Below are 26,500 nucleotides of genomic sequence, written 5' to 3'. Positions count from 1 at the left end.
TGAGGAGTTCGACATGGCCGACGCGACCGACGCGAGCAGCAACGCGTTACGCCACAAGGTGGCGATCATCGGCATGGGCTGCCGCCTGCCGGGCGGCGCCTCGGACCACCGGACGTTCTGGCGCAACCTGGTGGAGGGCAAGGACTGCATCACCCCCACGCCGCCCGACCGGTACGACGTCGCCACGCTCGGCAGCCGCTTCCGGGACAAGCCCGGACGTCTGGTCGGCGGCCGCGGCGGATACATCGACGGCTTCGACGAGTTCGACCCCGCGTTCTTCGGCATCAGCCCCCGCGAGGCCGACCACATGGACCCCCAGCAGCGCAAGCTGCTGGAGGTGGCCTGGGAGGCCCTGGAGGACGGGGGCCAGCGCCCCGCCGACCTGGCCGGCGGCGATGTCGCCGTCTACGTCGGAGCGTTCACCCTCGACTACAAGATCCTCCAGTTCGCCGACCTGGGATTCACCTCGCTGGCCGCGCACACCGCGACCGGCACCATGATGACGATGGTGTCGAACCGGATCTCGTACTGCTTCGACTTCCGCGGCCCCAGCCTCTCCATCGACACCGCGTGCAGCTCCTCCCTGGTGGCCGTCCACCTCGCCTGCCAGGCCCTGAGCAGCGGCGAGAGCGATCTCGCGCTTGCCGGCGGAACCCTGCTGCACATGGCCCCGCAGTACACGATCGCCGAGACGAAGGGCGGCTTCCTGTCGCCCGGCGGCCGCTCCCGTACGTTCGACGCCTCGGCGGACGGCTATGTGCGGGCCGAGGGCGTCGGCCTGGTCGCGCTGAAGCGGCTGGAGGACGCCGTCCGCGACGGGGACCGGATCCACGCGGTGATCCTCGGCACCGGGGTCAACCAGGACGGCCACACCAACGGCATCACCGTGCCCAACCCCGACGCGCAGGTCTCCCTCATCCGGCGCGTCTGCGCCGAGGCCGGGATCACGCCCGGCTCCCTCCAGTACATGGAGGCGCACGGCACCTCCACCCCGGTCGGCGACCCGATCGAGGCGGGCGCCCTCGCCCGCGCCCTCGCGGTCGGACGCGAGCCCGGCGCACGCGCGTACGTCGGTTCGGTGAAGACCAACATCGGGCACACCGAGTCCGCCGCCGGGATCGCCGGACTGATCAAGACCGTCCTGTGCCTCAAGCACCGGCACATCCCGCCCCACATCAACCTGGAGTACCTCAACCCCGCGATCGACCCGGCCACTCTGCCGTACGAGATCCCCACCCGGCCGACCCCCTGGCCCGACCACGAGGGACCCGCCCGAGCCGGCGTGAACTCGTTCGGATTCGGCGGCACCAACGCCCATGTCGTCCTGGAGGAGGCCCCGCCGCCCGCTCCCGTCTCCCCGGCCGGCGAACGGAGTTGGAGCATCCTGCCGCTGAGCGCCCGGCGTCCGGACGCCCTCGCGCAACTGGCGGCGGGGATCCGCGGCGAGCTGGCGGAGGACGACGGCGGGGCCGTGGCTCTGCCCGACCTCGGCCACACCCTGGCGCACCGCCGCCAGCACCTCACCGACCGGCTCTCCGTCGTCTACTCCTCGCGCGCCTCCCTCGACGAGGCGCTCGCCGCCCATCAGCGGGGCGAGACCCACCCCCGGGTCGTCCAGGGCCGCGTCCGGGACGCCGACGCGCGTCGCCTGGTCTGGGTCTTCACCGGGATGGGGCCCCAGTGGTGGGGGATGGGACGCCAACTGCTCGACGAGGAGCCGGTGTTCCGTGACGCCGTCGTCCGGTGCGACCGCGCCCTGAGGGAGTTCACCGACTGGTCCCTGGTCGAGGAGATGACCGCCGACGAGTCCGCCTCGCACATGGACGAGACCTGGCTCGCCCAGCCCGCGAACTTCGCCGTCCAGATCGGTCTCGCGGCCCTGTGGCGGTCGTACGGGGTGCGCCCGGACGCGATCGTCGGGCACAGCACCGGGGAGATCGCCGCCTTCTACGAGGCGGGGGTCTACTCCCTGCGGGACGCGGCCAGGATCGTGGTGCACCGCAGCCGCCTCCAGCAGACCCTGGCAGGCACGGGCACGATGCTCGCGGTGAGTCTGTCGGAGGACGAGGCGGAGCGCCGGGTGCGCCCCTACCGGGACCGCGTCTCGGTCGCCGCCGTCAACAGCCCCACCTCGATCACGCTGGCCGGTGACGCGGAGGCGCTGGCCCTGCTGGCCGAGGAGTTGCGGGCCGAGCAGCTGTTCGCCAAGTTCCTCACCGTGCAAGTGCCGTACCACAGCGTCGGCATGGAGCGGATCAAGGACGAACTGCTCACGTCGCTGGCCCCTTTGGCGCCCCGCCCGGCGCAGGCGCCCCTCTACCTCACCGGCTCCGAAGGAGTCGCCCAGGGCGGTGAGCTGGACGCCGCCTACTGGTGGAAGAACGTCCGCGACCGGGTACGGTTCCGGGCCGCGGTCGACCGCCTCGCGGGCGACGGGCACCAGGTGTTCCTGGAGATCGGCCCGCACCCGGTGCTCGGACACGCCATCCGCGAGTGCCTGGAGGCCACCGGCGCGCCCGGGCTGTCGCTGCCCTCGATCCGCCGCCGGGAGGACGAGAGCGAGCGGTTCGCGCTCTCCCTCGCCTCGCTGCACAACCTGGGCGCTGACATCGACTGGGACGTTCTGCACCCCTCCGGCCGGCCGGTCACCCTGCCCCGCCACCCCTTCCGGCGCGACCGGCACTGGACGGAGCCCCGGGCCGTCGCCCAGGTCCGCCTGGGCCATGTCGACCATCCGCTCCTCGGCCGCCGCACCGACCGCACGGAACCGGCCTGGCAGGCCCGACTGGACACCGAGTCCCTGCCCTATCTGGCCGACCACCGCATCCAGGACACCGTGGTGTTCCCCGCCGCGGGCTACATCGAGATGGCGACCCAGGCCGTCCTGCGGCTCACCGGCGGCCGCACCGCCGTCCTCGCCGACATCGACCTGCGCAAGGCGCTCTTCCTGCCGGACGGCGAGGACCGGACCGTGGAGGTGTCGCTCTCCCTGGAGAACGCGGCCTTCACCGTCGCGTCCGCCGCGACCGGGGACGACGGGGAGCGGACCGTGCACGCGAGCGGAGTCGTCCGCACCGGGCAGCGCCGCAGGACCGGCCCGCCCCTCGACGCCGCCGCGATCCGCGCCCGTACGGTCCGCCGCCTCGACGGCCCCGACTGCTACGCCGCACTGGCCGCGCTCGGCTACCACTACGGGCCCGCCTTCCGGGCCCTCCAGGAGGTGTGGATCGGCCCCGGAGAGGTCCTCGCCCGGATCCGGCCGCCCGAGGCCATCGGCGCGGACGCCGCCGGCCACCACCTCCACCCGGTCCTGCTCGACGCCTGCTTCCAGGCGCTGCTGACCCCCCAGCTCCTCCAGGACCCGGAACCGGGGACCGGCATCAGACTGCCGCTCTCGCTGGACGAGGTCGCCCTCGCCCCCATCGGCGACCAGCCCCTCTGGGCGCACGCCACGCTGCGCCCCGCGGACGCGGACACGACGCTCGGGGACATCGCCCTGTACGGGGACGACGGCGCGCCGCTGGGCCGGATCGAGGGGTTCCGCGCCGCCGACGTGGAGAAGGCGGCGACCGCCGTCGCCCGGACCACGATCGACTCCTGGCTCGCGGAGACCGTCTGGACCGAGCGCCCGCCACTGGGGGAGGAGGACCCGCTCGCGACCACCGCCATAGCAGCCCGGGACCACGGCTGGCTGGTCCTCGCCGACGACCAGGGCATCGCCGACGCCTTCGCCACGCTCGCCGCCGCCCGGGGCGAACGCTGCCACCTGGTGCGCCGGGGCGAGGCGTACGCCGGGGCGAGCGCGGCGACGAGCGCGGCGGGGGAGGCCCGCGGCACGGCACGGGAAGCCCGCGGCGCTACGGAGGGAGCCCGCAGCGTGGCGGAGGAGGAGGCGACGGGCGCGACGGAGGGAGCCCAGAGCGCGGCGCGGGAGGCGACGAGCGCGACGGCGAATCCGCCCAGCGCGGCGGGAGCGACCGGAGGCGCGAAGGAACAGGCCGGAGGCGCGAAGGAACAGGCCGGAGCGGCGCAGGAACAGGCCGACGACGGAAGGGAGCAGGCCGGCGGCGCGACGGGCCGTGCCCGCGCCGCGTTCACCGTGCGCCCCGGATCCACCGCCGACCTGGAGCGCCTCTTCGCGGACCTGGACCGCGAGGGCGAGCCGTTCCGCGGGGCGGTCCTGCACCTGTGGAACCTCGACCGGCCCGCGCTCGACGCCTGCGACCGCCAGGCCGTACGCGACCACGCGGGCCCGGGCTCGTACTCCCTGATCGCCCTCGCCCGGACCCTGCTCGCCCGGGGCGAGCCCGGGCGGCTCCACATCGTCACCCGGGGCGCGCAGCCGGTCCTGCCCGGGGAGGCCGTCGAGCCCCTCGGGGCTCCCGCGTGGGGCGTCGGCCGCGTCCTGCGCCACCAGGAACTCAGCGACCACCCGGGCAAGTTGATCGACCTCGACCCCGAGCGGCGGCCGGGTCCGGAAGGGGCCCACGCCGAGGCGGAGACGCTGCTGCGCGAGGTGCTGACCGACGACGAGGAGGAGATCGCCCTGCGGGCCGGCGACCGCCTCACCAGCCGCCTCCGCCCCGCCGAGGGCCTGACCCGGCCCCTGCCGCTGCGACTGCGGGCGGACGGGAGCTATCTGGTGACCGGCGCCTTCGGCGCGCTCGGCCGGCTGCTGTGCCGCACGCTCGTCCGGCGAGGAGCCCGCAGGCTGATCCTGGTGGGGCGCACCCCGGTGCCCGCCCGCGAGAAGTGGGGCTCCACCGACCCCGCCACCGCCGAGGGCCGGGCGGTGGGCCTGCTCCGGGAGCTGGAGGCGCTCGGCGCGCAGGCCGTCCACGCCCCCCTCGACATCACCGACGAGGACGCCCTGACCGGCTGGCTCGACGCCTACCGGCGGGCCGGCAGCCCGCCGGTGCGCGGGGTGTTCCATCTCGCCGGACAGGTCCGCGACACCCTGGTCACCGACCTGGACCGGCCCGCCTTCGACGCCGTGCACGACCCCAAGACCATCGGCGCCTACCTCCTGCACCGGCACCTGCGGGACGAACCCCTCGACCACTTCGTGCTGTTCGCCTCGATCGCCTCCCTGCTCACCACCGCCGGGCAGACCAACTACGCCGCCGGGAACGCCTTCCTGGACGCGCTGGCCCACCACCGCCGGGCCCGGGGCCTGCCCGCGCTCAGCCTGGACTGGGGCCCGTGGGCCACCGGCATGATCGAGGAACTGGGCCTCGTCGACCATTACGCGCACAGCCGGGGCATGAGCTCCCTGGCCCCCGACGCCGGCATGGCCGTCCTGGAACGCGTCATCGGCCAGGAACACGCCCAACTGGTCGTCGCCACCGTCGTGAACTGGCCGACCTTCCTGGCCTGGTACCCGTCCCCGCCCCCGCTGGTCACCGACCTGGCGGCGGCCGCCGCCCCGCCCCCGGCGGCCGCGCAGGGCAACAGCTTCCTCGACGCCTTCCGCGCCGCCGACGAGGAGACCCGGCGCGCCCTGGTCACCGAACGCTTCGCCGCACTCGCCGCCGCCGTCCTGCGCACCGGCCCGGACCGCGTCGACCCCACCACGGGCCTCGGGGAGCTCGGGCTCGACTCCCTGCTCGCCATGGAGCTGCGCGCCCGCATCCACGCCGAACTGGGCGTCGCCCTGCCCGTGGTGGCCCTGCTCAGCGGCACCCCGGCCGGAGAACTGGCCGCACAGCTCCACGACGGCCTGACGGAACTGGCCTCGGCCGACGACCCCGACTCCACCACCCGGGCGGTGGCACTCCACGACGACCCCGCGTGTTATCCGCTGACGCAGAACCAGAAGGCGCTCTGGTTCCTCAAGCACCTCAACCCCGACGGCTACGCCTACAACATCGGCGGCGCGGTGGAAGTGAACGTCGCCCTCGAACCGGACCTCATGTTCGAGGCCGTCCGCCGCCTCATCGCCCGCCACCCGGCCCTGCGCACCAACTTCCTGCTGGAGGACGGGCAGGCCGTGCAACGGGTCTCCGAGGAGCCCGAGCCCGATCTCGCCCTCTTCGACGTCCAGGGCGAGGACTGGGACACCATCCACGCCACCATCGTCGCCGAGTACCGCAAGCCCTACGACCTCGCCCACGACCCGCTGGTCCGCTTCCGCCTCTTCAAGCGCGGCCACGACCGCTGGGTCATCATGAAGGCCGTCCACCACATCGTCTCCGACGCCATCTCCACGTTCACCTTCATCGAGGAACTCTTCCAGGTGTACGAGGCCCTGCGGCAGGGCCACGAACCCGCGCTGCCGCCGCTGGAAGCCCGCTACCTGGACTTCCTCAACCAGCAGAACGCGTTCCTCGCCGGGCGCGAGGCCGCCGGCATGCTCGACCACTGGCGCTCCCACCTCCCCGCCGAGGTCCCCCTCCTCGACCTCCCCGTCGACAAACCGCGCCCGGCCGTCCAGACCCACAACGGGGCCTCCGAGTTCTTCGTGCTCGACGCCGGACTCAGCGCCCGCGTCCACGCCCTGGCCCGCGCCCACAACGTCACACCGTTCATGGTGCTGCTGAGCGCCTACTACCTGCTGCTCCACCGCTACTCCGGCCAGGACCACATCGTCGTCGGCTCCCCGGTGACCGGCCGCACCCGGCAGGACTTCGCCCCGGTCTACGGCTACTTCGTCAACCCGCTCCCGCTCCACGCCGACCTCTCCGGCGACCCCACCGTCGCCGGACTGCTGGAACAGGTCCGCCGGACCGTCCTCGGCGGCCTGGACAACCAGGAGTACCCGTTCGTCCTCCTCGTCGACGAACTGGGGCTCCAGCACGACCCCAGCCGCTCGGCCGTCTTCCAGGCGATGTTCATCCTCCTCACCCACAAGGTCGCCACCGAGCAGTACGGCTACCGGCTGGAGTACATCGAACTCCCCGAGGAGGAAGGGCAGTTCGACATCACCCTCTCGGCGTACGAGGACGAGGCGGAGCACCGCTTCCACTGCGTCCTCAAGTACAACACCGACCTCTTCCTCCCGCAGACCGTGCGACGCATGGCCGCCCACTACACCCGTCTGCTCGACCACATGACCCGGGCCCCCGGTGAACGGCCCGCCTCACGGCTGGAGATGCTCGACGACCGGGAGCGGGAACAGCTGGTGGGGGAGTGGAGCCGCCCCGCCCTGCCGCCGGCCGCCGCGGACGAGGCCGAGCCGTTCACCCCGGTCCACGAACTGATCGGCCGGATCGCCGCCGCCCGCCCCGCCTCCATCGCCGTGACCCTGCCGCTCCCGGGCGGCGGCGGACGCAGGCTGACCTACGGGGAGCTGGAGCGACGAGCCGCCGAAGGGGCCGCCCGGCTCCGCGCCCTGGGCGTCGGGGACGGTTCGGTGGTCGTCGTCCGCCTGGACAAGTCGCCCGAGCTGATCGTCACCCTGCTCGCCGTCCTGAAGGCCGGCGGCGCCTACCTCCCGCTCCGCCCCGACCAGCCCGCCGACCGCGTCGCGCACCTCGTCCGGGCCACCGGAGCGGACCTGGTCATCGTCTCCGACGAGGCCGCACGGGAGGGGACCGCGGCACTGCCCGTCATCACGCTCACCCTCGACGCGCTGAACGCCACCGAGCCGCACCCGGACGGCCCGCGGGAGCACGCGGTCCCGGACTCACCGGCGTACGTCATCACCACCTCCGGGTCGACCGGTCGCCCCAAGGCCGTCCGCGTCAGCCACCGCAACCTCGCCTCCGCGTACGGCGCTTGGCGTCATGCGTACCGGCTGGATTCGGACGTGCGGGTGCACCTCCAGATGGCCGAGCCGTCGTTCGACGTGTTCACCGGCGACCTGGTCCGGGCACTGTGCTCGGGCGGCCATCTCGTCCTGGCCGACCGCGACCTCCTCTTCGACACCACGCGCCTCTACCGGACGATGCGTCAGGAGCGCGTCGACTGCGCCGAGTTCGTGCCGGCGGTCGTCCGGGGGCTGATGGACCACTGTGCACGGGAAGGGCTGCGGCTGGACTTCATGCGGCTGCTGGTCGTCGGCTCGGACGCCTGGAAGGTGGCGGAGTACGAGCGGCTGCGCGAGCTGTGCGGACCGGCGACCCGCCTCGTCAACTCCTACGGCCTCACCGAGGCGACCATCGACAGCGCCTTCTTCGAGGGCCCCGTCGACGACCTGGAACCCGGCCTGATGGTCCCGATCGGCCGGCCGCTGCCCAACAGCACCCTGCACGTCCTGGACGCCCACGGCGAACCCGTCCCGCCGGGAGTCCCCGGCGAGCTCTGGATCGGCGGCGAGGGCGTCGCCCTCGGCTACGCCCAGGACCCCGAGCAGACGGCCGACCGCTTCGTCACCCGTACGCTCAGCAGGCGACCGGACGCCCGCCCCGAACGGCTCTACCGGACCGGCGACATCGCCCGCTGGGACGCGCACGGCCGCGTCCACCTCCTCGGCCGCACGGACGGACAGGTCAAACTGCGCGGCCACCGCATCGAGATCGGCGAGATCGAGGCGCACCTCGCCCAGTGGCCCCCGCTCGCCCGCGCCGTCGTGACCGTCCGCACGGACACCGGGGGCGAGGAGGCGCTCTGCGCCTACTGCGTGCCGGCGCCCGGAGCCGTGCTCGACCGGCGGGCCCTGCGCCGCCACCTGGCCCGCTCGCTGCCGTCGTACATGATCCCGTCGTACGTCGTCGAGCTGCCCGCACTGCCGCTCACCGCCAACGGCAAGATCGACACGGCCGCGCTGCCCGCACCCCGGGCCGAGACCGGAGCACGGACCCACGAGGAGCCCGTGACGCTCTACGAGATCAGCGTGGCCGGGCACTGGAAGACCCTGCTGGGGCTCGAACAGGTGGGCCTGGAGGACGACTTCTTCGAGGTCGGCGGCTCCTCCATCAAGCTCATCGAGCTCCTCCACCACCTGCGCACCGAGTTCGGCGTCAGCGTCCCCGTCAGCCGCCTCTACCAGGTCACCACCCTGCACGGCATGGCCGCCACCGTGGCCGACGTCCTGCACAGCACGACCACCGACGAGCTGCCGTATCTGACCTTCAACGCCGGACAGTCCCCGCCCCTGTTCTGCTTCCCGCCCGCCGGCGGCCACGGACTCGTCTACCGGGGGCTCGCCGCCCAGCTCCCCGAGTACGCCGTCATCGGCTTCAACTACCTCCCCGGCGACGACAAGGTGGCCCGGTACGCCGACCTGATCGAGGCCGCCCGGCCCGAGGGCGCGTGCCTGCTCCTCGGCTACTCCCTCGGCGGCAACCTCGCCTTCGAGACGGCCAAGGAGCTGGAGCGGCGCGGCCGCCAGGTGGCCCATGTGGTCGTCCTCGACTCCCGCCGCATCCTGGAGAGTTACGAGCCGGGGGACGAGGGGATCCGCCACTTCGAGGCCGAACTCGCCGACCACCTGCGCAAACACACCGGGTCCGAGGCCGTCACCCGCGAGACGCTCGCCCACGCGGCGGAGTACCTCGCGTTCTGCGGGCGCACTCCCAACACCGGGACGGTCGCCGCGCCGGTCAGCGTGATCACCGACGAGGAGAAGGCATCCCTGTACGCCGCCGGGGAGCGCGGCACCTGGCACGGCAGCTCCACCGGCACCACCGTCGTGCTGCGCGGCTCCGGCGTCCACGCCGACATGCTCGACCCCAAGCACCTCGCCCGCAACGCCGGCCTGGTCCGCACCGCGCTGACGGGAGCCCCGGCCCATGGCGTATGACACGAAACCGCCCCCGGCCGCGGCCGACGACTGGAGCAGCCGCGAGCGCACCCCGGGCGCCCCGCCCCGCGTCATCGTCATCGGCGCGGGCGTGGCCGGCCTCTCCACCGGCTGCTACGCCCGGATGAGCGGAGCCAGGACCCGCATCTTCGAGAAGCACGTGCTGCCCGGAGGCTGCTGCACCGCCTGGTCGCGCGACGGCTACCTCTTCGACTACTGCATCGAGTGGCTGATCGGCACCGCGCCCGGCAACGACGCCCACCAGGTGTGGCGCGAGCTGGGCGCGCTCGACGGCAAGACCGTCACCAACTTCGACCTGTTCAACAAGGTCGAGGACGAGAGCGGCCGTTCGGTCACCTTCTACAACGACCCGGACCGCCTCGAAGCCCACCTGCTGGAGCTCTCACCCGCCGACGCGCCCCTGATCCGGGCGTTCACCCGTGATCTGAAGCGGTTCATCGCCATCGAGCTGTACCCGTTCCTGACCGCGCCGGCGCTGCGCACCGTACGGGAGAGGGCGGAGACCCTGCGCACGGTGCTGCCCGCCTTCCGGCTGTTCTGGCGCACCGCCGCCACCCCGATGCACGTCTTCGCCGACAAGTTCCAGGACCCGCTGCTGCGGCGGGCCTTCCGCAACATCTTCTTCCAGGACCCGGAGGGCTTCCCGCTCCTGCCCTACCTGTTCAACATGGCGGCGGCCTACCACGGCAACGCCGGTTTCCCGCAAGGCGGTTCGCTCGGCCTATCCCGCTCCGTCGAGGAGCGCTATCTGAGCCTGGGCGGAACCGTCGACTACCGGGCCCGCACCGAGCGGATCCTCATCGAGAACGACCGTGCCATCGGCATCGAACTGCGCGGCGGCAAAAGGTACTTCGCCGAGCACATCGTCTCCGCCTGCGACGGCCACACCACCGTCTACGGGCTGCTCGGCGGACGCTACACCGGCCCGAGGATCGACAAGCTCTACACCGACCTCCTCCACCGCCCCGGCACGCTCTTCCCGGCCGTCGTCTCCGCCTTCGTGGGCCTGCGCGGCGACCTCGACCCCGGCGAGGCCCACAGCACCACCCACCTCCTGCCCGCCGAGGACGGGGACCGCCTCCCCGGCGCGCTCCAGAACAGCCTGGTCGTCCAGGCGCGCTCCCGCTACTCGGACGGCTTCGCACCCCCGGGCCGCTCCGTCCTCCACTGCACCTACTTCAGCGACTACGCCTACTGGAAGGACCTGCGCACCAGGAACCGCAAGCAGTACCGGACGCGCAAGCAGGAGGTCGCCGACTTCGTCCGCGCCTTCCTGGAGCGCCGCACCCCGGGCATCGCCGACCGCATCGAACTCGTCGACGTGGCTTCGCCCGCCACCACCCACCGCTACACCGGCAACCACAACGGCTCCATCCTCGCCTGGAAGGCGTTCTCCGACGCCGACGACGTCGCCGCCCGCCTGGTCGGCCGGGACCGCATGCGGCTGCCGGGACTGAGCGGCTTCTCCATGGCCGGGCAGTGGGTCGGCATGGGCGGCCTGATCCGCGCCGCCTCCACCGGCCGCTTCGCCGCCCAGTACCTCTGCCGGGAACTGGGCCTGGAGTTCCGGGCCTGGGAGAGCACGGACGCCGAGCCCTGGCACACCGGGAAGCTGGGGCGCCTGCCCCAGCTCGACCGCTGGTCAGCACGGGAGGACACCAGTTCATGACCACGTCCACGACCGGCACGACCCGTCGCGGCACCGGGCGGCCCCGGGAATCGATGATCATCATCGGAGCCGGCCTCGGCGGCCTCTCCACCGGCTGCTACGCGCAGATGAACGGCTACCGCACCCGCGTCCTGGAGATGCACGAACTGCCCGGCGGCTGCTGCACCGCCTGGGAGCGCGGCGGCTTCACCCTGGACGCCTGCGTCAGCTGGCTCCTCGGCAGCGGGCCCGGCAACGAGATGCACCAGATCTGGCTGGAGCTCGGCGCGTTGCAGGGCAAGGAGATCCGCCACTTCGACGTGTTCAACATCGTGCGCGGACAGGACGGACGGGCCGTCCACTTCTACTCCGACCCGGACCGGCTGGAAGCCCACCTCATCGGGATCTCGCCCGCCGACGCCCGTACCGTACGCAAGTTCTGCGCTCAACTGCGCAGCTTCCGCAAGGCCCTCGCCGTCTATCCGTTCCTCAAACCGGTCGGTCTCATGGGCCGGTTGGAGCGCTGGCGGATGCTCGCCTCGTTCGTCCCGTACGTCAACGCCGTCCGCACCACGATCACCGTGCTGATGACCGAGTACTCGGCGAAGTTCAAGGACCCGCTGCTGCGGGAGGCGTTCAACTTCATCCTCTACGAGAAGCACCCCAACTTCCCCGTCCTCCCGTTCCACTTCCAGCTCGCCTCCCACGCCAACCTCTCCGCCGGCGTCCCCGAAGGCGGCTCGCTCGGCCTCGCCCGGTCGATCGAGGCCCGCTACCGGCGGCTCGGCGGGGAGGTCTCGTACAACACCAAGGTCGAGACGGTCATCGTCGAGGACGACCACGCGGTGGGCGTCCGCCTCAGCGACGGCCGCGAACTGCGCGCCGACATCGTGGTGTCGGCCTGCGACGGCTACACCACGACCATGAAGTTCCTGGACGGCGGATACCTGGGCGAGGACTACCGCAAGCTCTACACGCGGACCATCCACGAACCCGGCATGGTCTTCCCCGGCTACTTCACGCTCTTCCTCGGCCTCTCCCGCCCCTTCCCCGAAGGAGACCCCTGCACGACGTACCTCCTCGACGAGGCGACGGCCGACCGGCTCACCGGCATCCGCCACCCCAGCATCAACGTCCAGTTCCGCAGCCGCCATTACCCCGAGCTCTCCCCGGACGGGACCACCGTCGTCTACGCCACCTACTTCTGCGACATCGCCCCCTGGCGGGCCCTGGACGAAGGCCCCGAACAGGTCACCCGCACCCGCGGCGGCCACGAACTGCACACCCTGCCCGTACGCCACGGACGCGGCTACTACGCGGCCAAACGGCGAGCCCGCGAGACGCTCGTGGACTTCCTGGAGCAGCGCTTCCCCGGCCTGCGGGACGCGATCGTCGTACGCGACGTCTCCAGCCCGCTCACCCAGGTCCGCTACACCGGCAACTACGACGGTACGGTGCTGGGCTGGCAGCCGTTCGTCGAGAGCGGCGAGACCCTCGAAGAGCTCGTCAAGAAGCACGGACCGGGGCTGCCGGGCCTCGCGGACTTCTACCAGTCCGGCGTCTGGGCCACCACCGGCGGACTGATCCGGGCGGCCGCCGCCGGACGCCACGTCATGCAGTTCGTCTGCCGCGACGACGGCAAGCCCTTCACCGCGTCCGTCGACCGCACCGCGCCCCCGCCGACCCACCGCGTCATCCCCGTACCGCCGCGCCCCGCCGGGCCCACGCCGGCCGGACACCGGACCACCGCCGCACAGACGACGACAGGGAAGCCAGGGAAGAGCTCATGAAGATCGAGAAATGGGTGGTCCGCGAGCACGTCGAGGGCGTGCCCGACGTGGACCGGGTCTACGAGAAGGTCGTCGAGAACGTCGACGTCGCCCTGGCCCCCGACGAGATGCTCCTGCGCACCCTGTACGTCTCCGTCGACCCCTACCTCCAGGGCATCGCCCTCGACACCCCGATCGGGACCCATATGGGGGCCGACTCGATCATGGAGGTGGTGGCGGCCGGACCGCGCGCCGCCCACGGCGTCGGCGACCTCGTCCAGGGCTTCGGCGGCTGGCGGTCCCACGTCGTCTCCACCGGAGCGGCCGAGCTCTGGCAGACCGGGACCTTCCCCATGGTCTTCCCCGCCTACCGCAGGCTCGACCCCGAGTGGTACGACGACGCCCTGCCGCTCCCCACCGCGCTGAGCGTGATGGGCGGCCCCGGCATGACGGCCTGGGGCACCCTCGCCAAGTACATGACGATCAGCCCGGGGGACACCCTCGTCGTCAGCGGGGCCTCCGGCGCGGTCGGCGCACTCGTCGGCCAGCTCGCCGCGCTCGCCGGCGCCCGGGTGATCGGGACCACCTCCTCCCCGCACAAGGCGGGATACCTCACCGGCCTCGGCTTCGACACCGTCATCGTCTACCGGCACACCGACAGCGCCGACACCGTCCGCGAGGCGCTGACCCGGGCGGCCCCGGACGGCGTCGACCGCTACTTCGACAACCTCGGCGGCACGGTCACCGACGCGGTGTTCTCCATGCTCAACGTCGGCAGCCAGGTGGCGGTGTGCTGGCAGTGGGCGACCCAGGTCGGCAACGAGGACACCGGCCCCCGGCTCCTGCCCTACCTCATGTTCCCGCGCGCGACGGTCCGGGGGATCTTCTCCCTGGAGTGGTTCACGGAACAGAACTGGAAGGACCTCCACGCCGAGCTCGGCAGCCGGGTCCGGCGCGGCGAGATCGTCTGCGACCACACCCTCCACCACGGCTTCGACAACATCCCCGCCGCGTACGGAAGCCTCTACGGCGACCGGGCGGACAACCGCGGCAAGGTCCTCGTCGCGCTGTGAGGCCCGCCGCCCTTCCCCTCTTCCACGGATACGCCCCGCCCCGGGAGGCTCGATGACCACCACCGACCCGTCGCTGGCGCCCCTGCACCGCCTGCCCTTCGAGGAACCGGGCCCGCCCCGGCTCGGCGAGCTGCCGGGCGGAGCCCCCGCCTGGCTGGTCAGCCGGTACGCGGACGTCCGCCAGGTCCTGTCCGACCCCCGCTTCGGCCGGGCCCAGCTGTACGCGGCCGACGCCCCGCCCCTCTCCGACGTACCGGATCTGGTCAACAATCCCGACCTGATGTTCAACCAGGACGGCCCCGACCACCTGCGGCTGCGCCGGACCCTGCGCCGCGCGTTCACCCCGAGGGCGGTCGCCCGCTGGCAGCCCTGGATCGCCGCGATCGTGGAGGAGCTCCTGGACCGGCTGGAGGAACGGCCGCAACCGGTTGACGTGGTCGAGGAGTTCACCCTCCCGCTGCCCGTGGCGGTGATCAGCCGGCTGATGGGCCTGGACGCGTCCGCCCACGACCGGATGCGCCACTGGAGCGAGCACGCCTTCTCGGACGGCTCCCACGCCGGCGAGGAGGTGGAGTCCGTACTGAAGGAGTTCAGCGCGTTCGGGGCCGAGCTCCTCGCGCGGCGGCGGCAGACCCCCGGCGACGACCTGATCAGCAGCCTGGTCGCGGCCGCCGACGCGGAAGGCGGCCTCCCCGAGGCGCAGTTGGTGAGCCTGGTGTGCGGGCTCGTCGTCGGCGGCCACGACAGCACGATGACCATGCTCGGCAACGCGCTGCTCTACCTGCTGGGCGAACGCCCGGAGAGCTGGCCGCGCATCGCCGCCGACGAGGATGCCGCGCAGCGGGCGGCCGACCGGATCGTCCACCTCGTCCCGCTGGGCGACGACCGGGGTACGGCACGCCACGCCGCCACGGACGTCGAGGTGGGCGGGGTGACGATCCCGGCCGGCGCGGTCGTCCTCGCGGACTGCGGAGCCGCCAACCGGGACCCGGAGGTCTTCCCCCGTCGCACGCTCGAGGACCTGTTCGCCCCGCTGGAAGCCCCCACCCTCTCCTTCGGGGCCGGCGCCCACTACTGCCTGGGCGCCTGGCTGGCCAGGACCGAACTCCAGATCGCCCTGCACCGCCTGGCCGCCCGCTTCCCCGGCCTGCGCCTGGCGCAACCCGTGGACGCCGTCGTCTGGCGGAGCGGGACGACCTCCCGCAGCCCGCAGCGGCTGGCGGTGGCCTGGTGATTCCGCCAGGGCGTGTCCGGCGGACCAGGACCGGATAGGCCGTGCCAGGGCGTCCCGGACCCGGTCAGGAACCCCCGGGCACGCCCTGAGCCTCCGGCCTCAGCGGACCTGCTCGAAGCCGGGCCCGTAGGTGCCGGCCTTGACGCGCAGCGTCTCGTAGCCGCCGTCGCCCTGGTTGCCGTACTTGCTCCAGTACTGACAGGTCAGCCCGGAGTCGCCGTCGAGCTCGACGGCCTTGGCGACGGGGAACTCCTCGCAGGCGAGCTTGCTCGCGTCGGTGCGCCCGGACCCGCTGCCGTACTGCTCGAACAGCTGGTTGTAGACGACCTTCGCCACCACCAGGCTCTTGAGGGGCTTGGCGGTGTAGAAGGTCATGATGCCGCCCTCCTTGTACGAGTCGCTGATCTTGACCTCGTAGGGGATGACGGCGCCTTCGTAGGTGACGTTGCAGGTGCTGACGGCGCCGGCCTTCTGCGTCACGCCGTCCGGGCACTCCGCGCTGGTCTTCCCGGGCACCTTGACCCTGCTGAGGACCTGCTCCTGGAGCTTGTGCTCCACCTTCTTCGTGAAGGGAGCGCCGTCCGCCGGCTTGGGCAGCACCTTGAGCTGCCCGTCCGATGAGCTGTCCAGCACGTCCTTCTGCGGGCCGTCGACGGCCACGGGCAGCGGCTCGGCCTGCGGGGCGGCGGACGTCTCCCGCGTGGTTCCGGGCTTGGAGTCGGCGGCAGGTGCGCCGGTCGTGCCGGGGGAGTCCCCGGAGCCGCATCCGGCCGCGAGCATGCCGAGGGCGGCCAGTCCGATGAGCTTCTTCGTGTAGTGCATAAGCGCAGCCTAAAAGTCGCCACGGAGTGCTTCAGGGCTCCCGGAGCCGGGGGAGCGGCCGCAGCGGCGCTCGTAAAGTGGGGCATAGCGCAAAGAAACCTGCCGCTTCGCCTCGCTCCACCCGCCTCACCGGCATCTGACGGTGGCCCAGACGAGAAGGGGTCGTAGCGCGACTGTGACGCCCCCGCGGCTGTTTTCGGCCACAGAGGAGCCTGCTCGGGGAGCCCGCGGGGCGAGCCCGCCCGGGGAGCCCGTCCGCGGAGCCCGGCCGGGCAGTGCGGTTGCGGAGCGGGCCCCGGGGGCGTTGCTCGGGCCGGGCGGAGGGGGGCCGCCCACCAGCGCACGGCCCCCGCCGAACACGTAGAGTTCGTGCAATGACTGTGCGCCGATCCGCCCCTGGCCGCCCGCGAACCAAACCCGCCGAGGAGCGGCGCGCCGACCTCCTGGACGCGGCCGAGAAGGTGTTCGTCGAGCGGGGAGTCGACGCTGCCCGGATCGATGAGATCACGCAGCGCGCGGGTGTCGCGATCGGCACCTTCTATCTGCATTTCAGCTCCAAGCGCGATCTCATGCTCGCGGTACAGGCCCGCTTCATCGATCAACTGGTCGCGCGGCAGCAGGCGGCGGTGGAGAGCCTGCCCGCCGACGACTGGGTCGGACGCGTCGACGCCTGGCTGAGCGACGCCGTCCGCGTCTATGTCGAGCACGCCGAACTGCACGACGTGCTGTACGGCCACACGCCGATCAACGCCAGGACCGAGATCCAGGTCAGCCCCGAGAACGCGCACGTCGAGGCGTTCCGGCGACTCATCACCGAGCGTCCGAACCCGCCGGCGGACGCCCCGAACCCCGCCATGGCGGCGAATCTGATCTACAGCGCCTGGTACGGGGCCACCCACGCGCTGCTGCACCACGAGGCCGAGGACATCGACCGGCTCGCCGACGAGCTCATCGCCGACATCACCGACCTCGCCCACCGCTACCTGCGCATCGAGGTCTGAGCCGGCCGCCGACGACCCGTGTGCGCGGATCGCCGGCGGCGGAGCGGTCCAGCGACAGAAGTCGTCGGTCAGCCACTCACGGGGGCGATGCGCCAGTGCCGCGCCCGCTCGTACTGCGAGTTCAGGCGGGCGAACGCCCCGCCCGTGAGCAGCAGTTCCGCCCGTGTGCCGGATTCCGCCACCCGGCCGCCGTCGAGCGACACCACATGATCCGCGGTGGCCAGGGTGGCGGGGCGATGGGCGATCACGATCACCGTGCGGTCGGGGTCCGCGCCGAGATTGGCGATGGCCCGGGTGATGGCGGCTTCGTTCTCCGGGTCGAGAGCGGAGCCCGCCTCGTCGACGAGGACGATGCGCGCCCGCTTGAGCATCGCCCGGGCGATCGCGACCCGCTGGCGTTCGCCGCCCGACAACTGCGCGCCGCCCTCGCCCACCCGGGTCTGCCAGCCGGCGGGCAGACGCTCGATCACTTCGTCGAGCCGTGCCGCGGTGGCCGCCTCCCGCAACTCGTCCCATGTCGCCCTGGGGCGCGCCAGACGCAGGTTGTCCTCGATGGTGTCGTCGAACAGGTAGGTGTCCTGGAAGACGATGGCGATCTCGTCGAGCAGGGCGGCCGGGTCGAGTTCGCGCACATCGACGCCGCCGACGCGCAGCTCTCCCGCGTCGATGTCGAAGAACCGGGCGATGAGCCGGGTCACCGTCGTCTTCCCGGATCCGGACGGCCCGACCAGGGCGGTGGTGGTGCCCGGCCGGCAGCGCAGGGACACATCCTTCAGGGCGGGGGCGTCGCCGCCCGGGTAGGTGAAGGTGACGTTCGCGAACTCGACGTCGGCCTCGGCGATCCGGCGTACCGGCTCGGCCGGAACCGGCAGCGGGGGAGTGGACAGCAGTTCCTCGATGCGCGCGATCTGGTTCCGCAACGCGCGCAGCGCGCCGATCAGCTCGATCAGGTTGCCGAGCGGCTCCAGGAAACGGGCGGCCAGCACGAGCAGCACGATCGCCTCGGCGACCTCGACACGCCCGCTGAGCACGAGCTCGGCGGTCAGGGCGAGCACCGCGACGAATCCCGCCATGATCACACCGGTGTAGACGAAGAACGGCTGCCGCGCCCGGCGCATCCCCTCCCGGTAGGTCTCGCGGTGGTCGTCGAGCGCGGCGCGCATCCGGGGCGTGCCCCCGGCATGACCGGCGGCGCGCAGGACCGGCTGGGCCTGGCCGAGCTCGATTGCCCGGCCGGCGACCCCGGCCGCCGCCCGCTCCAGATCGGTCTCGGTGATCTCGGCGATCCGTGCGGCACGCCGCAGGGCCAGATAGGCGACCAGCGCGATCGCGCACAGCAGCAGCGCCATCCGCCAGTCGACCGTGAACGTCACGACGACGATCGTCGCGGGCAGCAGCGTCGAGGTGATCACGGGCCCGCCGATCGTCACGGCCAGGTGCGCGGCGTTGCCCACATCGGCGGTCACCCCCCGGGCGAGCCGCGCCTTGTGATCGGCGGTGAACCAGCCCAGCGTCAGCGTGCTCACATGGTGCATCAACCGGCGGCGCAGTTGCGCCGCGAGCGTGCCCGCCGCAGCGAAACCGACCGGGGTGGTGATGACGCTCAGCACCGCGTACAGCACCGCGCCGACCGCGCCGAGCACGAGCCATGACGTGGCCGCGCCGACGTCCGGTTCGGGTCGCACGACGGCGTCCAGGACCGGGATGAGCAGAGCGAGCAGCAGACCCTGGAGGACCGCCTGTCCGGCGGTGAGCAGCCACAGACGGGCCAGCAGCTTCGGATTCGGCCAGAGCCGGTACAAGCGGCGGATCACGCGAGCACTCCTTCCTGCGCGGCCCACATCCGGGCGTACAGCCCCTCGCGCGCCAGCAGTTCTTCGTGGCGGCCCTGTTCGACCAGCCGTCCGTTCTCCAGTACGAGGATCTGGGCGGCCCCCGCGATGGTGTGCAGCCGGTGGGCGATCACGATCACCGTCTTGCCCGCCGCCAGGTTGGCCAGTGCCTCCTGGACCGCCGACTCGCTGTCGGCGTCCAACGCGGCCGTCGCCTCGTCCAGGACGACGATCGGCGCCCCGGACAGGATCGCCCGCGCGATCGTCAGCCGCTGGCGTTCACCGCCGGACAGACTGCCGCCGCCCGCGTCGAGCAGCGTGTCGTACCCGTCGGGCATGCTCTCGATCACCTCGTGGATGTGCGCGGCGACCGCCGCCTCGCGGACCTCCGCGTCACCGGCGCCCGGCCGGCCGATGCGGATGTTCTCCGCGACGCTGTCACGCAGCAGGGTGACGTCCTGGAAGACCAGGGACATCGACGCCAACAGCTCGGTGGAGGGGATCGAGCGCACGTCCGCGCCGCCGATCCTGATCGCCCCCTCCGACACCTCGTAGAAGCGCGGCAGCAGGCCGGCGAGGGTCGTCTTGCCCGCGCCGGACGGACCGACGATCGCGGTCACCCGGCCCGGCGGACAGACGGCGCTGATCTCCTCGACCGCGTTGGTCACCCCGTCGTAGGAGAAGGAGACACGGTCGAACTCGACGCCGTGGCCATCGGGCGTGCGCGGGTTCTCGGGCTCGGGCAGCGGTGTCCGGGAGAGCAGCCGCTCGATGTTGGCCGCGCCCATCCGGCCCTTGCGCACTCCCTGGGCGGCGGTCACGGCGGGCAGGATGGAGTTGGGCAGCCCGATGGCGACGACCAGGAACGCCACCAGGTCCGCGACGCCGAGCGATCCGCGGTCGACGAGCACCAGCCCGGCGGCCGCCACGGCGGTGAGGACGGCCATCTCCGAGCCGAACAGCCGCGAAGCCGCCGAGCTGTAGCGCACCTCGGCGACCCAGACCGCGAACGCCTGGGTGTGTTCGTCCACGGCGTCGTCGAAGCGGCGCAGGACCCGGCCCCCGGTGCCGAACGTCTTGACGACCTGGATCCCGTCCGCGTACTCGACGCCGGCGGCGCTGATGCGCGCGTCGGCGGCGACCAGCCGGTTCATATGGGTCGTCATGGACCGCATCGAGACGCGGAAGAAGATCCCCATCAGGAGGAGCACGCCCAGCACGACGAACGCCATGCGGACGTCGACGAGGAGCAGATAGCCCGTCGCGACGACCATCACGGTGCTCGCCCCGACCAGTTGCCCCAGGGCGTGCGCGATGACTTCGTGCATCTCCTCGAGGTCACCCGTCATCGCGCGCTTGACCTTGCCCGAGCCCGTGGCGCGAAACCAGCCGAGCGGCAGCCTGCCGAGGTGCGTCACGATCCGCACGCGCACGTCGTGCAGGATCGCCGCGTCGGCGTAGTGGCCCACCCGGGAGGACTGCACGAGCAGGACCAGCCAGACGCCGGCGCCGGCCGCGCCGATGCCGACCCAGGTCCAGATGGCGGTGTGCGCGTCCGCGGGGTCGTCGAGCATGAGCCGCGCGATCTCGGCGACGGCGATGTAGGGCACGATGCCCGCCGCCGCGCTCAGGCACGACAGGGCCGCGCAGATGACGAGATGGGTCCGGATCGGAGCGAGCAGGCGCAGTAACGCACCGGGTCCCGCCAGCCCCGGAGTCTGCGGTGTCGATGGCTTCATTAGGGTAACCTAACATGGTGACTGAAGCTCATTCAATAATGTGTGAGCCGCCCGGCGACAGCCCTCGAGACCCGCACCGAAGGGAACGTCCCCTCATGCCCCAGCCGCACCCTGACCACCCGTCACCGAGCCGTGGACCACGCGCTGCCGCGTACCGGCCCCGGGCCGCCGCACTCTGCGCCGCCGTCGCGCTCCTCGCGGTCGGCGCGACCGGGTGCGCCGGCGCCGGCGCCGGCGCGCGCCAGGAGAGCGGAGCGGGCGGAGCCGCCTTCGAGTCCTGTGGCCGTACGGTCGCACTCGACCGGGTCCCGCAGCGCGTGGCGATCACCACGGACGCCATCGCCGACACCCTGTTCGCGTTGGGCGTGGGGGAGCGGATCGTCGCCAAGACGCGCGGCGAGTCCGCGCCCGCCCCCGAGTTGAGGGAGCGGCTCGCGGCTCTGCCCAGTCTCGGGACGCGCAATCCGAGCGTCGAGGCACTGGTCGCCGCCAAGCCCGATCTCCTGATCACCGATCAGGTCGAGAAGGTCTCCGGCAAGCTGGGAAGCCCGAGCGTCAACGAACTGAAGCGCCTGGGCATCGCCACCTATGTGGTCGGTGGCGGGTGCGCGGCGGACCTGCGCTCGGACACCTCCGGACTCGACGCGCTCGACGCCGACCTCCACCAGCTCGGCACGATCTTCGGTGTGGAGACCCGCGCACAGGCGCTGGCCGACGAGCTGCGCGGCACCCTCGACGACGTACGCCGGCGGACCGCCGAGGAGCCCAGGCCCAAGGTCGCCGAGATCTCGCAGGTCGCCGGCCGGCTCTATGTGACCTCGGGCGGCCTCGCGAACGACGTGCTGCAACGGGCGGGCGGGACCAACGTCTTCGCCGACCTGCCGGGTCAGTTCGCCCCGGTCAGCCCCGAACAGATCGTCGCACGCGACCCCGAGGCCATCGTCGTCGACGACTTCACGGCGACGAAGGCGGGCCGCGACGACGCGATCGCGTTCCTGAACCGGACGTTCCCCACCGTCGACGCGGTCGAGAAGCGGCGCGTCCTCGTCATCGACGCGGCCAGGACCGGGGCACGCGGCAGCACCAGGCCGGTGCAGGGCGTCACCGAGATAGCCCGCTTCCTGCACCCGAGCACCTTCCGCTCCCAGTGAGGTCCGCGATGCCCGGGCGAACACCCGCCACCGACGCCGCCCGCGCCGAAGGGCGCTCGCGAAGGGGCCTTCGGCCACCCCTGAGCCGCGGCGGCCGGCGTACCCCCCTCTCCGTCGTCGCGCCGCTGCTGCTCGCCGTCCTCCTCGTCACGGTCTGCGTGGCCGTGTCGGTGGGATCCGTCGGTGTGCGGCTGGAGACCGTCATCCAGGTCATCGCCGGCCGCCTGTCCGGCGGCGGGACGTCCGCCGGTGTGATGGACGACCAGATCGTGTGGAACCTGCGGCTGCCGCGTGTTCTGCTGGCCGCCGTCGTCGGCGCGGGGCTCGCCGTCGTCGGCGTCACCCTGCAAGCGACCGTCCGCAACCCGCTCGCGGACCCCTATGTGCTCGGCGTCTCCGCGGGCGCCGGGCTGATGGCCTCCGTCGCGATCACCCTCGGGTCGGTGGCGGTGGCCGGCCTGTCGACGTCGGCCGCGGCGTTCGTCGGAGCGCTCGTGGCGATGATCGCGGTCCTCGGACTGTCGCGCCGCGCCGGCCGTGTCATCCCGAGCCGCCTGATCCTCGCCGGGGTGACCCTCTCCTACCTGTTCAGCGGAGCCACCAGCTTCGTCATCTTCCGGAGCGGCAACGCGGACGCGGCGCATTCGGTGCTGTTCTGGCTGCTGGGCTCCCTGTCGGAGTCGTCGTGGTCGAACCTGGCGCTGCCGGCGGCGGCCGTGCTGATCGTCGGCGTCCATCTGATGCTGCGGACCCGGACGCTCAACGCACTCGCGGCGGGTGACGACGCGGCGCTCTCGCTCGGCGTCTTCGTGCACCGCGTCCGCGTCCGCCTCCTGGTCGTCGCCTCCCTCCTCACCGGCGTTCTCGTCGCCGTGTCCGGCGGGATCGGCTTCGTAGGGCTCATCGTCCCCCATCTCGTACGCCTGGTCGTGGGCCCGGACCACCGCCGTCTGCTCCCCATCGCCATGCTCGTCGGCGCGATCTACCTCGTCGTCGTCGATGTGCTCTGCCGTGTACTCGTCCGTCCCGAGGAACTCCCCATCGGGATCGTCACCGCCGTGCTCGGCGCGCCGGTCTTCCTGTGGCTGCTGCGACGCTCGGAGGCGTCATGAAACTCTCCCTGTCCGGCGTGAGCGTCCGGATCGGTTCCGCCCCCGTCGTCGCGGAGTGCGACCTCACCGTCGACGACGGCGAACGCGTCGGCCTCGTCGGCCCCAACGGCAGCGGCAAGACCTCACTGCTGCGTACGGTCTACCGAGCGCTCGATCCCTTCGCCGGCAGCGTCGCGCTGTCCGGCGACGACGTGACGACGCTCGGCCAGCGCGAGGTCGCCCGCCGTGCCGCGCTCGTCGCCCAGGACAGCGCTCCCGACTTCGACTTCACCGTGGAGGAAGTCGTGGCCATGGGGCGCGGACCCTGGCTCCGGGCCTTCGAGTCGACCACCGGCCCCGGGGACGCGCCGATCACCGCCGCGCTGGAGCGCGTCCGCCTGGCGGATCACCGCACCCGCAGGCTCTCCACCCTCTCCGGCGGAGAACGGCAACGGGCCCTGGTGGCCCGCGCGCTCGCCCAGGAGACCCCGCTGCTGCTCCTCGATGAACCGACCAACCATCTCGATGTGCACGCGGCGCTCGACCTTCTGGAACTCGTACGCGATCTGGGGCGTGCGACGCTGTGCGTGCTGCACGACCTCAATCTCGCGGCCGCCTACTGCGACCGGCTCTACGTCATGCACCGAGGGCGGATCGTCGCGGACGGCCCGCCCGCGGAGGTGCTCACCCCCGAACTCGTCCGAACCGTCTTCGAGGTCCACTGCACGCAGCTGACCCATCCGGCCACCGGCGGCCTGCTCCTCGCGTTCTCACCCCGGCCGGAGTCCGGCGAGGCGTCAGGAAGACCGGCGGTCGGTCGGCCTGAGTCCTGGCGAACCTGAGGAGCGCCGCCCGGGACGTGCGACTCGTCGCACGGCATGCGGTCTCCCCGGGCGGGCGGGCCGACCGCAGAGGACGAGACGGGGTCGAGCAGGCCGCCGCAGGGCCGTGGGCCGCCGTCGAGCCGGCGGTCATCGCGGTCATCCACCCGCAGGCGCACCCGTCGCGTCCCTACGGGCCCGGCGCCGGCCTCAGCTGCTCGGCAAGCCTGGTGAGGCCGTGGTCCAGGCGGCGGAAGTACGTCGCGCGGCTCAGGTGCAGGCGGTGCGCCACGCCCACGTGGTCGGACCGGCGGCGCACGTAATAGGCGTCCAGGATCCGGCCCGCCTGAGCGGTCGGCGGGTGGTCGGAGGCGATCAGGCTGCCGATCGCGTCGAGCAGCGTTCCGCGCAGCTCCTGCGCGGTCGGGCACGCGGCCCAGCCCAGCAGGGGGCTCCGGGACAGGCGGATGGGGTCGTGGAGGCACTCCAGAGCCTTGCGGACCTCCCCCACGCACCACCGCGCATCCCGCGCGACAGACCCGGCCAGGCCGGTGGCGGCGATGCGGCCGAGCCACGCCGCCAGGCCGTCCGAGCTGGTGAACGCCAGTTCGTGGACCTCCGCCGACTGCCCGCCGTCGGACGGCTCGTGATGTGCCGCGCCGACGAAGCCGAAGCCGAGCCTGCGCATCAGTTGTTGATAGTCCGGTGACGGAGTGGCCACCACCAGCCGCCGCTGCCCGACGCCGTCGAGCAGGATCCGGCGCAGCAGCGCGGAGTGCGCGTCCGGGTGCCCGTCCTCGCATGCCGCCATCCCGATGAACGCCCCGCCGGACCCGCCGGCCAGCCAGTCGGTGTGCTGGCGGGTCATCGGCTCGATCACGGCCACGGACCGGTCGGTGAGCAAGGGGGTGTAGCTCATGCCGACCGCCCGGTCGTCCGGGTCGCACACCACGCGGAATCCGTCAGGGGTGTTCCGGAGCCACCCATCGAGCAGCCGGTTGGTGCGGGCGACGCTGTGGCCACCGCGGCGCGCCCATCGACGGGCCAGCGCGGCGATCCGTTCGTGGTCGCCGGGGCGGGCCTGCCGGACGGACGGCGTGTTCGGAAGGGGCGGGAACAGGGTGCGCCGGATGACCGGGTCGTCGGTCAGGAACAGCGCATGCTCCGTCAGCGCGCGTCGGCGGGTGTCGTCGGCGGTCGCGCCCAACAAGCGGAGGTTGCGGGTGGCGGCCAGTGAGATCGCGGCACGGTGGGCGATCGGCCGGCGCCAGCGGTACCGGAGGTCCAGGAGAGTCCGGAACGGCTCGACCACCGCCGGACCGCACTCGGTCACCGTGATCAGCGCACCGTCGCAGAGCGCCGCGAACCAGTCCGGTCCCCCCGGAGGGACGACCAGTTCGGTGAGCAGTTCCTCGTCCCCCCGCCCCACGGCGGCCAGCGCGTCCAGTACGTCGGACAGGCGGCGGTCGACCGGGACGTCGGCCAGGATCTCGCGCAGCGCCCGGTCGGCCACGGCTCCCGGTACGTCCGGCGGGGCGGACGCCAGCAGCGCCCGGCTCAGCCCGCCCGCGACCAGGGGCGATCCGCCGGCCAGCGCGACCACCAGGTCGAGCCCGGCCGTGACGCCGAGTGCGATCGCCAGGTCGCGGATCTCCGGGTCCGTCCATCGCGGAACGAGCACGGTGGACGTGTCGGGCAGCGGGTTCCTGCTCGCCAGGACGACGTGCGCCCCTGTCCCGGCCCGGCGCAGTTCGTGCCGCAGGATTCCCCTGAATCCCGGTGTGTCAGCGTCGTCGACGTAGACGACAGGCCGCGCGGTGTCGGAGGTCTGACCCAGGGCGGCCCTCAGGTCTCCCCGCCGGGCGCTGACGACGGGCCGCCCGTCAGCGAGTCCGGTCAGAAGGGTGGTCTTCCCGGACCCGAGGGGTCCGACGAGGTCGACGACGGCAGCCTGGTCCGCCGTCGCGAGAAGCTCGAGCACTCGGTCGCGAACAGCCGCTTGCGAGGAGTTGGGTAACCCGGCCTCGGATGATGCTGTTGCCATGGTGCGATCCCCAGCCCTGGTCACCTTCACCGCGCCCACCGGGCTACCGGCCGCGGTCCGAGCTGACGATTATCTCGGGTGGGCGACCCTGGCAAAAGACGGCCCCGGGAGAGCAGGAGTCTCCCGGGGCCGTCTTTCGATCGCGGATGCGTCAGTCGCAAATGTAGACGTGCACCACAGTCCCGTCCGAGTACTGGATCCACCCGCCGTACCGGCAGCCGGCCGCCTGAGCCGTCTGGGCAGTGCTCCGGTCGGCGGCCAGTACGACCTTCCCCGACGAAGTATCGGCTGACGCGGGCGCCGCCGAGGCCGGGACCGCCGCCAGCAGCAACGCGCCCACGACCACCGCACCGCTGATCAGGCCGCTACGAATCGCTCGAACCATGATTTCCCCCTCAATACCCTGTACATCCAGACGGGTTGACGCCTGATGCACGTCGGAGTCGGACACCATCGACGTTACGACCCCGAACGCTCCCCGGAGTCTCACGAAGGTCTCAAGGCGACGGCCACGACCAGTCGCGGCGACGGTGGTCAGGGGCGAGGAACAGCTCGCCGTACGCTGCCTCCGC

14 protein-coding genes are annotated in these 26,500 nt (G+C 72.4%); 9 read left to right on the top strand and 5 right to left on the bottom strand.

Annotated features, from left to right (window positions below):
* The first annotated feature begins 13 nt into the window (after positions 1-13).
* From ACLJPL_RS09090 to ACLJPL_RS09070, 5 genes are read left to right on the top strand one after another with little or no spacing between them, the layout of a single operon-like run.
* The gene (locus ACLJPL_RS09090) at positions 14-9,682 is read left to right on the top strand and encodes an amino acid adenylation domain-containing protein (RefSeq protein WP_411080226.1); all 9,669 of its coding nucleotides are present in this window, start codon (positions 14-16) and stop codon (positions 9,680-9,682) included.
* A complete protein-coding gene (locus tag ACLJPL_RS09085; protein ID WP_411080225.1) occupies positions 9,672-11,372 on the top strand; it encodes a phytoene desaturase family protein in 1,701 nt (566 codons plus the stop codon). Before ACLJPL_RS09090 ends, ACLJPL_RS09085 begins: the two co-directional genes overlap by 11 nt.
* Positions 11,369-13,141, top strand: coding sequence for a phytoene desaturase family protein (locus ACLJPL_RS09080; protein ID WP_411080224.1), 1,773 nt, complete (start codon positions 11,369-11,371; stop codon positions 13,139-13,141). The genes ACLJPL_RS09085 and ACLJPL_RS09080 overlap by 4 nt, the downstream gene beginning before the upstream one ends.
* Positions 13,138-14,193 (top strand): MDR family NADP-dependent oxidoreductase, encoded by a 1,056-nt coding sequence (locus tag ACLJPL_RS09075; protein WP_411080223.1) that lies wholly within the window; start codon positions 13,138-13,140, stop codon positions 14,191-14,193. Before ACLJPL_RS09080 ends, ACLJPL_RS09075 begins: the two co-directional genes overlap by 4 nt.
* A gap of 52 nt (positions 14,194-14,245) precedes the next feature.
* On the top strand, positions 14,246-15,427 hold the full coding sequence (locus ACLJPL_RS09070; RefSeq protein WP_411080222.1) for a cytochrome P450: 1,182 nt from the start codon (positions 14,246-14,248) through the stop codon (positions 15,425-15,427).
* A gap of 99 nt (positions 15,428-15,526) precedes the next feature.
* On the opposite strand, the gene ACLJPL_RS09065 is transcribed toward ACLJPL_RS09070, so the two are convergent.
* On the bottom strand, positions 15,527-16,249 hold the full coding sequence (locus ACLJPL_RS09065) for a hypothetical protein (protein WP_411080221.1): 723 nt from the start codon (positions 16,247-16,249) through the stop codon (positions 15,527-15,529).
* Between the two features lie 374 nt (positions 16,250-16,623).
* On the opposite strand from ACLJPL_RS09065, the gene ACLJPL_RS09060 reads away from it, so the two are divergent.
* On the top strand, positions 16,624-17,250 hold the full coding sequence (locus tag ACLJPL_RS09060; RefSeq protein ID WP_411080220.1) for a TetR/AcrR family transcriptional regulator: 627 nt from the start codon (positions 16,624-16,626) through the stop codon (positions 17,248-17,250).
* A gap of 68 nt (positions 17,251-17,318) precedes the next feature.
* On the opposite strand, the gene ACLJPL_RS09055 is transcribed toward ACLJPL_RS09060, so the two are convergent.
* Positions 17,319-19,064, bottom strand: a complete 1,746-nt coding sequence (locus ACLJPL_RS09055; protein WP_411080219.1) for an ABC transporter ATP-binding protein — start codon at positions 19,062-19,064, stop codon at positions 17,319-17,321.
* Positions 19,061-20,821, bottom strand: coding sequence for an ABC transporter ATP-binding protein (locus tag ACLJPL_RS09050; protein WP_411080218.1), 1,761 nt, complete (start codon positions 20,819-20,821; stop codon positions 19,061-19,063). The genes ACLJPL_RS09055 and ACLJPL_RS09050 overlap by 4 nt, the downstream gene beginning before the upstream one ends.
* A 95-nt stretch (positions 20,822-20,916) precedes the next feature.
* Here ACLJPL_RS09050 and ACLJPL_RS09045 point away from each other — a divergent pair, with 95 nt between their 5' ends.
* The 3 genes from ACLJPL_RS09045 to ACLJPL_RS09035 are packed head-to-tail and all read left to right on the top strand — an operon-like array spanning position 20,917 to position 23,905.
* A complete protein-coding gene (locus tag ACLJPL_RS09045) occupies positions 20,917-21,972 on the top strand; it encodes an ABC transporter substrate-binding protein (RefSeq protein ID WP_411080217.1) in 1,056 nt (351 codons plus the stop codon).
* Positions 21,973-21,980: 8 nt separating this feature from the next.
* Positions 21,981-23,084: a FecCD family ABC transporter permease gene (locus ACLJPL_RS09040; RefSeq protein WP_411080216.1), complete on the top strand. Its 1,104-nt coding sequence runs from the start codon at positions 21,981-21,983 to the stop codon at positions 23,082-23,084.
* Entirely contained in the window at positions 23,081-23,905 is an 825-nt protein-coding gene (locus tag ACLJPL_RS09035; protein WP_411080215.1) for an ABC transporter ATP-binding protein, read from the top strand. The genes ACLJPL_RS09040 and ACLJPL_RS09035 overlap by 4 nt, the downstream gene beginning before the upstream one ends.
* 169 nt (positions 23,906-24,074) lie before the next feature.
* Here ACLJPL_RS09035 and ACLJPL_RS09030 read toward each other — a convergent pair whose 3' ends face one another.
* The gene (locus ACLJPL_RS09030; RefSeq protein ID WP_411080214.1) at positions 24,075-25,865 is read right to left on the bottom strand and encodes a hypothetical protein; all 1,791 of its coding nucleotides are present in this window, start codon (positions 25,863-25,865) and stop codon (positions 24,075-24,077) included.
* A gap of 214 nt (positions 25,866-26,079) precedes the next feature.
* Positions 26,080-26,313, bottom strand: a complete 234-nt coding sequence (locus ACLJPL_RS09025) for a hypothetical protein (RefSeq protein ID WP_411080213.1) — start codon at positions 26,311-26,313, stop codon at positions 26,080-26,082.
* Positions 26,314-26,500 lie beyond the last annotated feature (187 nt).

The organism is Streptomyces sp. cmx-18-6 (assembly GCF_046548915.1).
Lineage (GTDB): Bacteria > Actinomycetota > Actinomycetes > Streptomycetales > Streptomycetaceae > Streptomyces.
This window is presented reverse-complemented; position numbering and strand designations above follow the sequence as displayed.

Coding starts and splice junctions, on each gene's coding strand:
- ACLJPL_RS09090 (WP_411080226.1), top strand. CDS start 14: ATGGCCGACGCGACCGACGCGAGCAGCAACGCGTTACGCCACAAGGTG.
- ACLJPL_RS09085 (WP_411080225.1), top strand. CDS start 9,672: ATGGCGTATGACACGAAACCGCCCCCGGCCGCGGCCGACGACTGGAGC.
- ACLJPL_RS09080 (WP_411080224.1), top strand. CDS start 11,369: ATGACCACGTCCACGACCGGCACGACCCGTCGCGGCACCGGGCGGCCC.
- ACLJPL_RS09075 (WP_411080223.1), top strand. CDS start 13,138: ATGAAGATCGAGAAATGGGTGGTCCGCGAGCACGTCGAGGGCGTGCCC.
- ACLJPL_RS09070 (WP_411080222.1), top strand. CDS start 14,246: ATGACCACCACCGACCCGTCGCTGGCGCCCCTGCACCGCCTGCCCTTC.
- ACLJPL_RS09065 (WP_411080221.1), bottom strand. CDS start 16,249: ATGCACTACACGAAGAAGCTCATCGGACTGGCCGCCCTCGGCATGCTC.
- ACLJPL_RS09060 (WP_411080220.1), top strand. CDS start 16,624: ATGACTGTGCGCCGATCCGCCCCTGGCCGCCCGCGAACCAAACCCGCC.
- ACLJPL_RS09050 (WP_411080218.1), bottom strand. CDS start 20,821: ATGAAGCCATCGACACCGCAGACTCCGGGGCTGGCGGGACCCGGTGCG.
- ACLJPL_RS09045 (WP_411080217.1), top strand. CDS start 20,917: ATGCCCCAGCCGCACCCTGACCACCCGTCACCGAGCCGTGGACCACGC.
- ACLJPL_RS09040 (WP_411080216.1), top strand. CDS start 21,981: ATGCCCGGGCGAACACCCGCCACCGACGCCGCCCGCGCCGAAGGGCGC.
- ACLJPL_RS09035 (WP_411080215.1), top strand. CDS start 23,081: ATGAAACTCTCCCTGTCCGGCGTGAGCGTCCGGATCGGTTCCGCCCCC.
- ACLJPL_RS09025 (WP_411080213.1), bottom strand. CDS start 26,313: ATGGTTCGAGCGATTCGTAGCGGCCTGATCAGCGGTGCGGTGGTCGTG.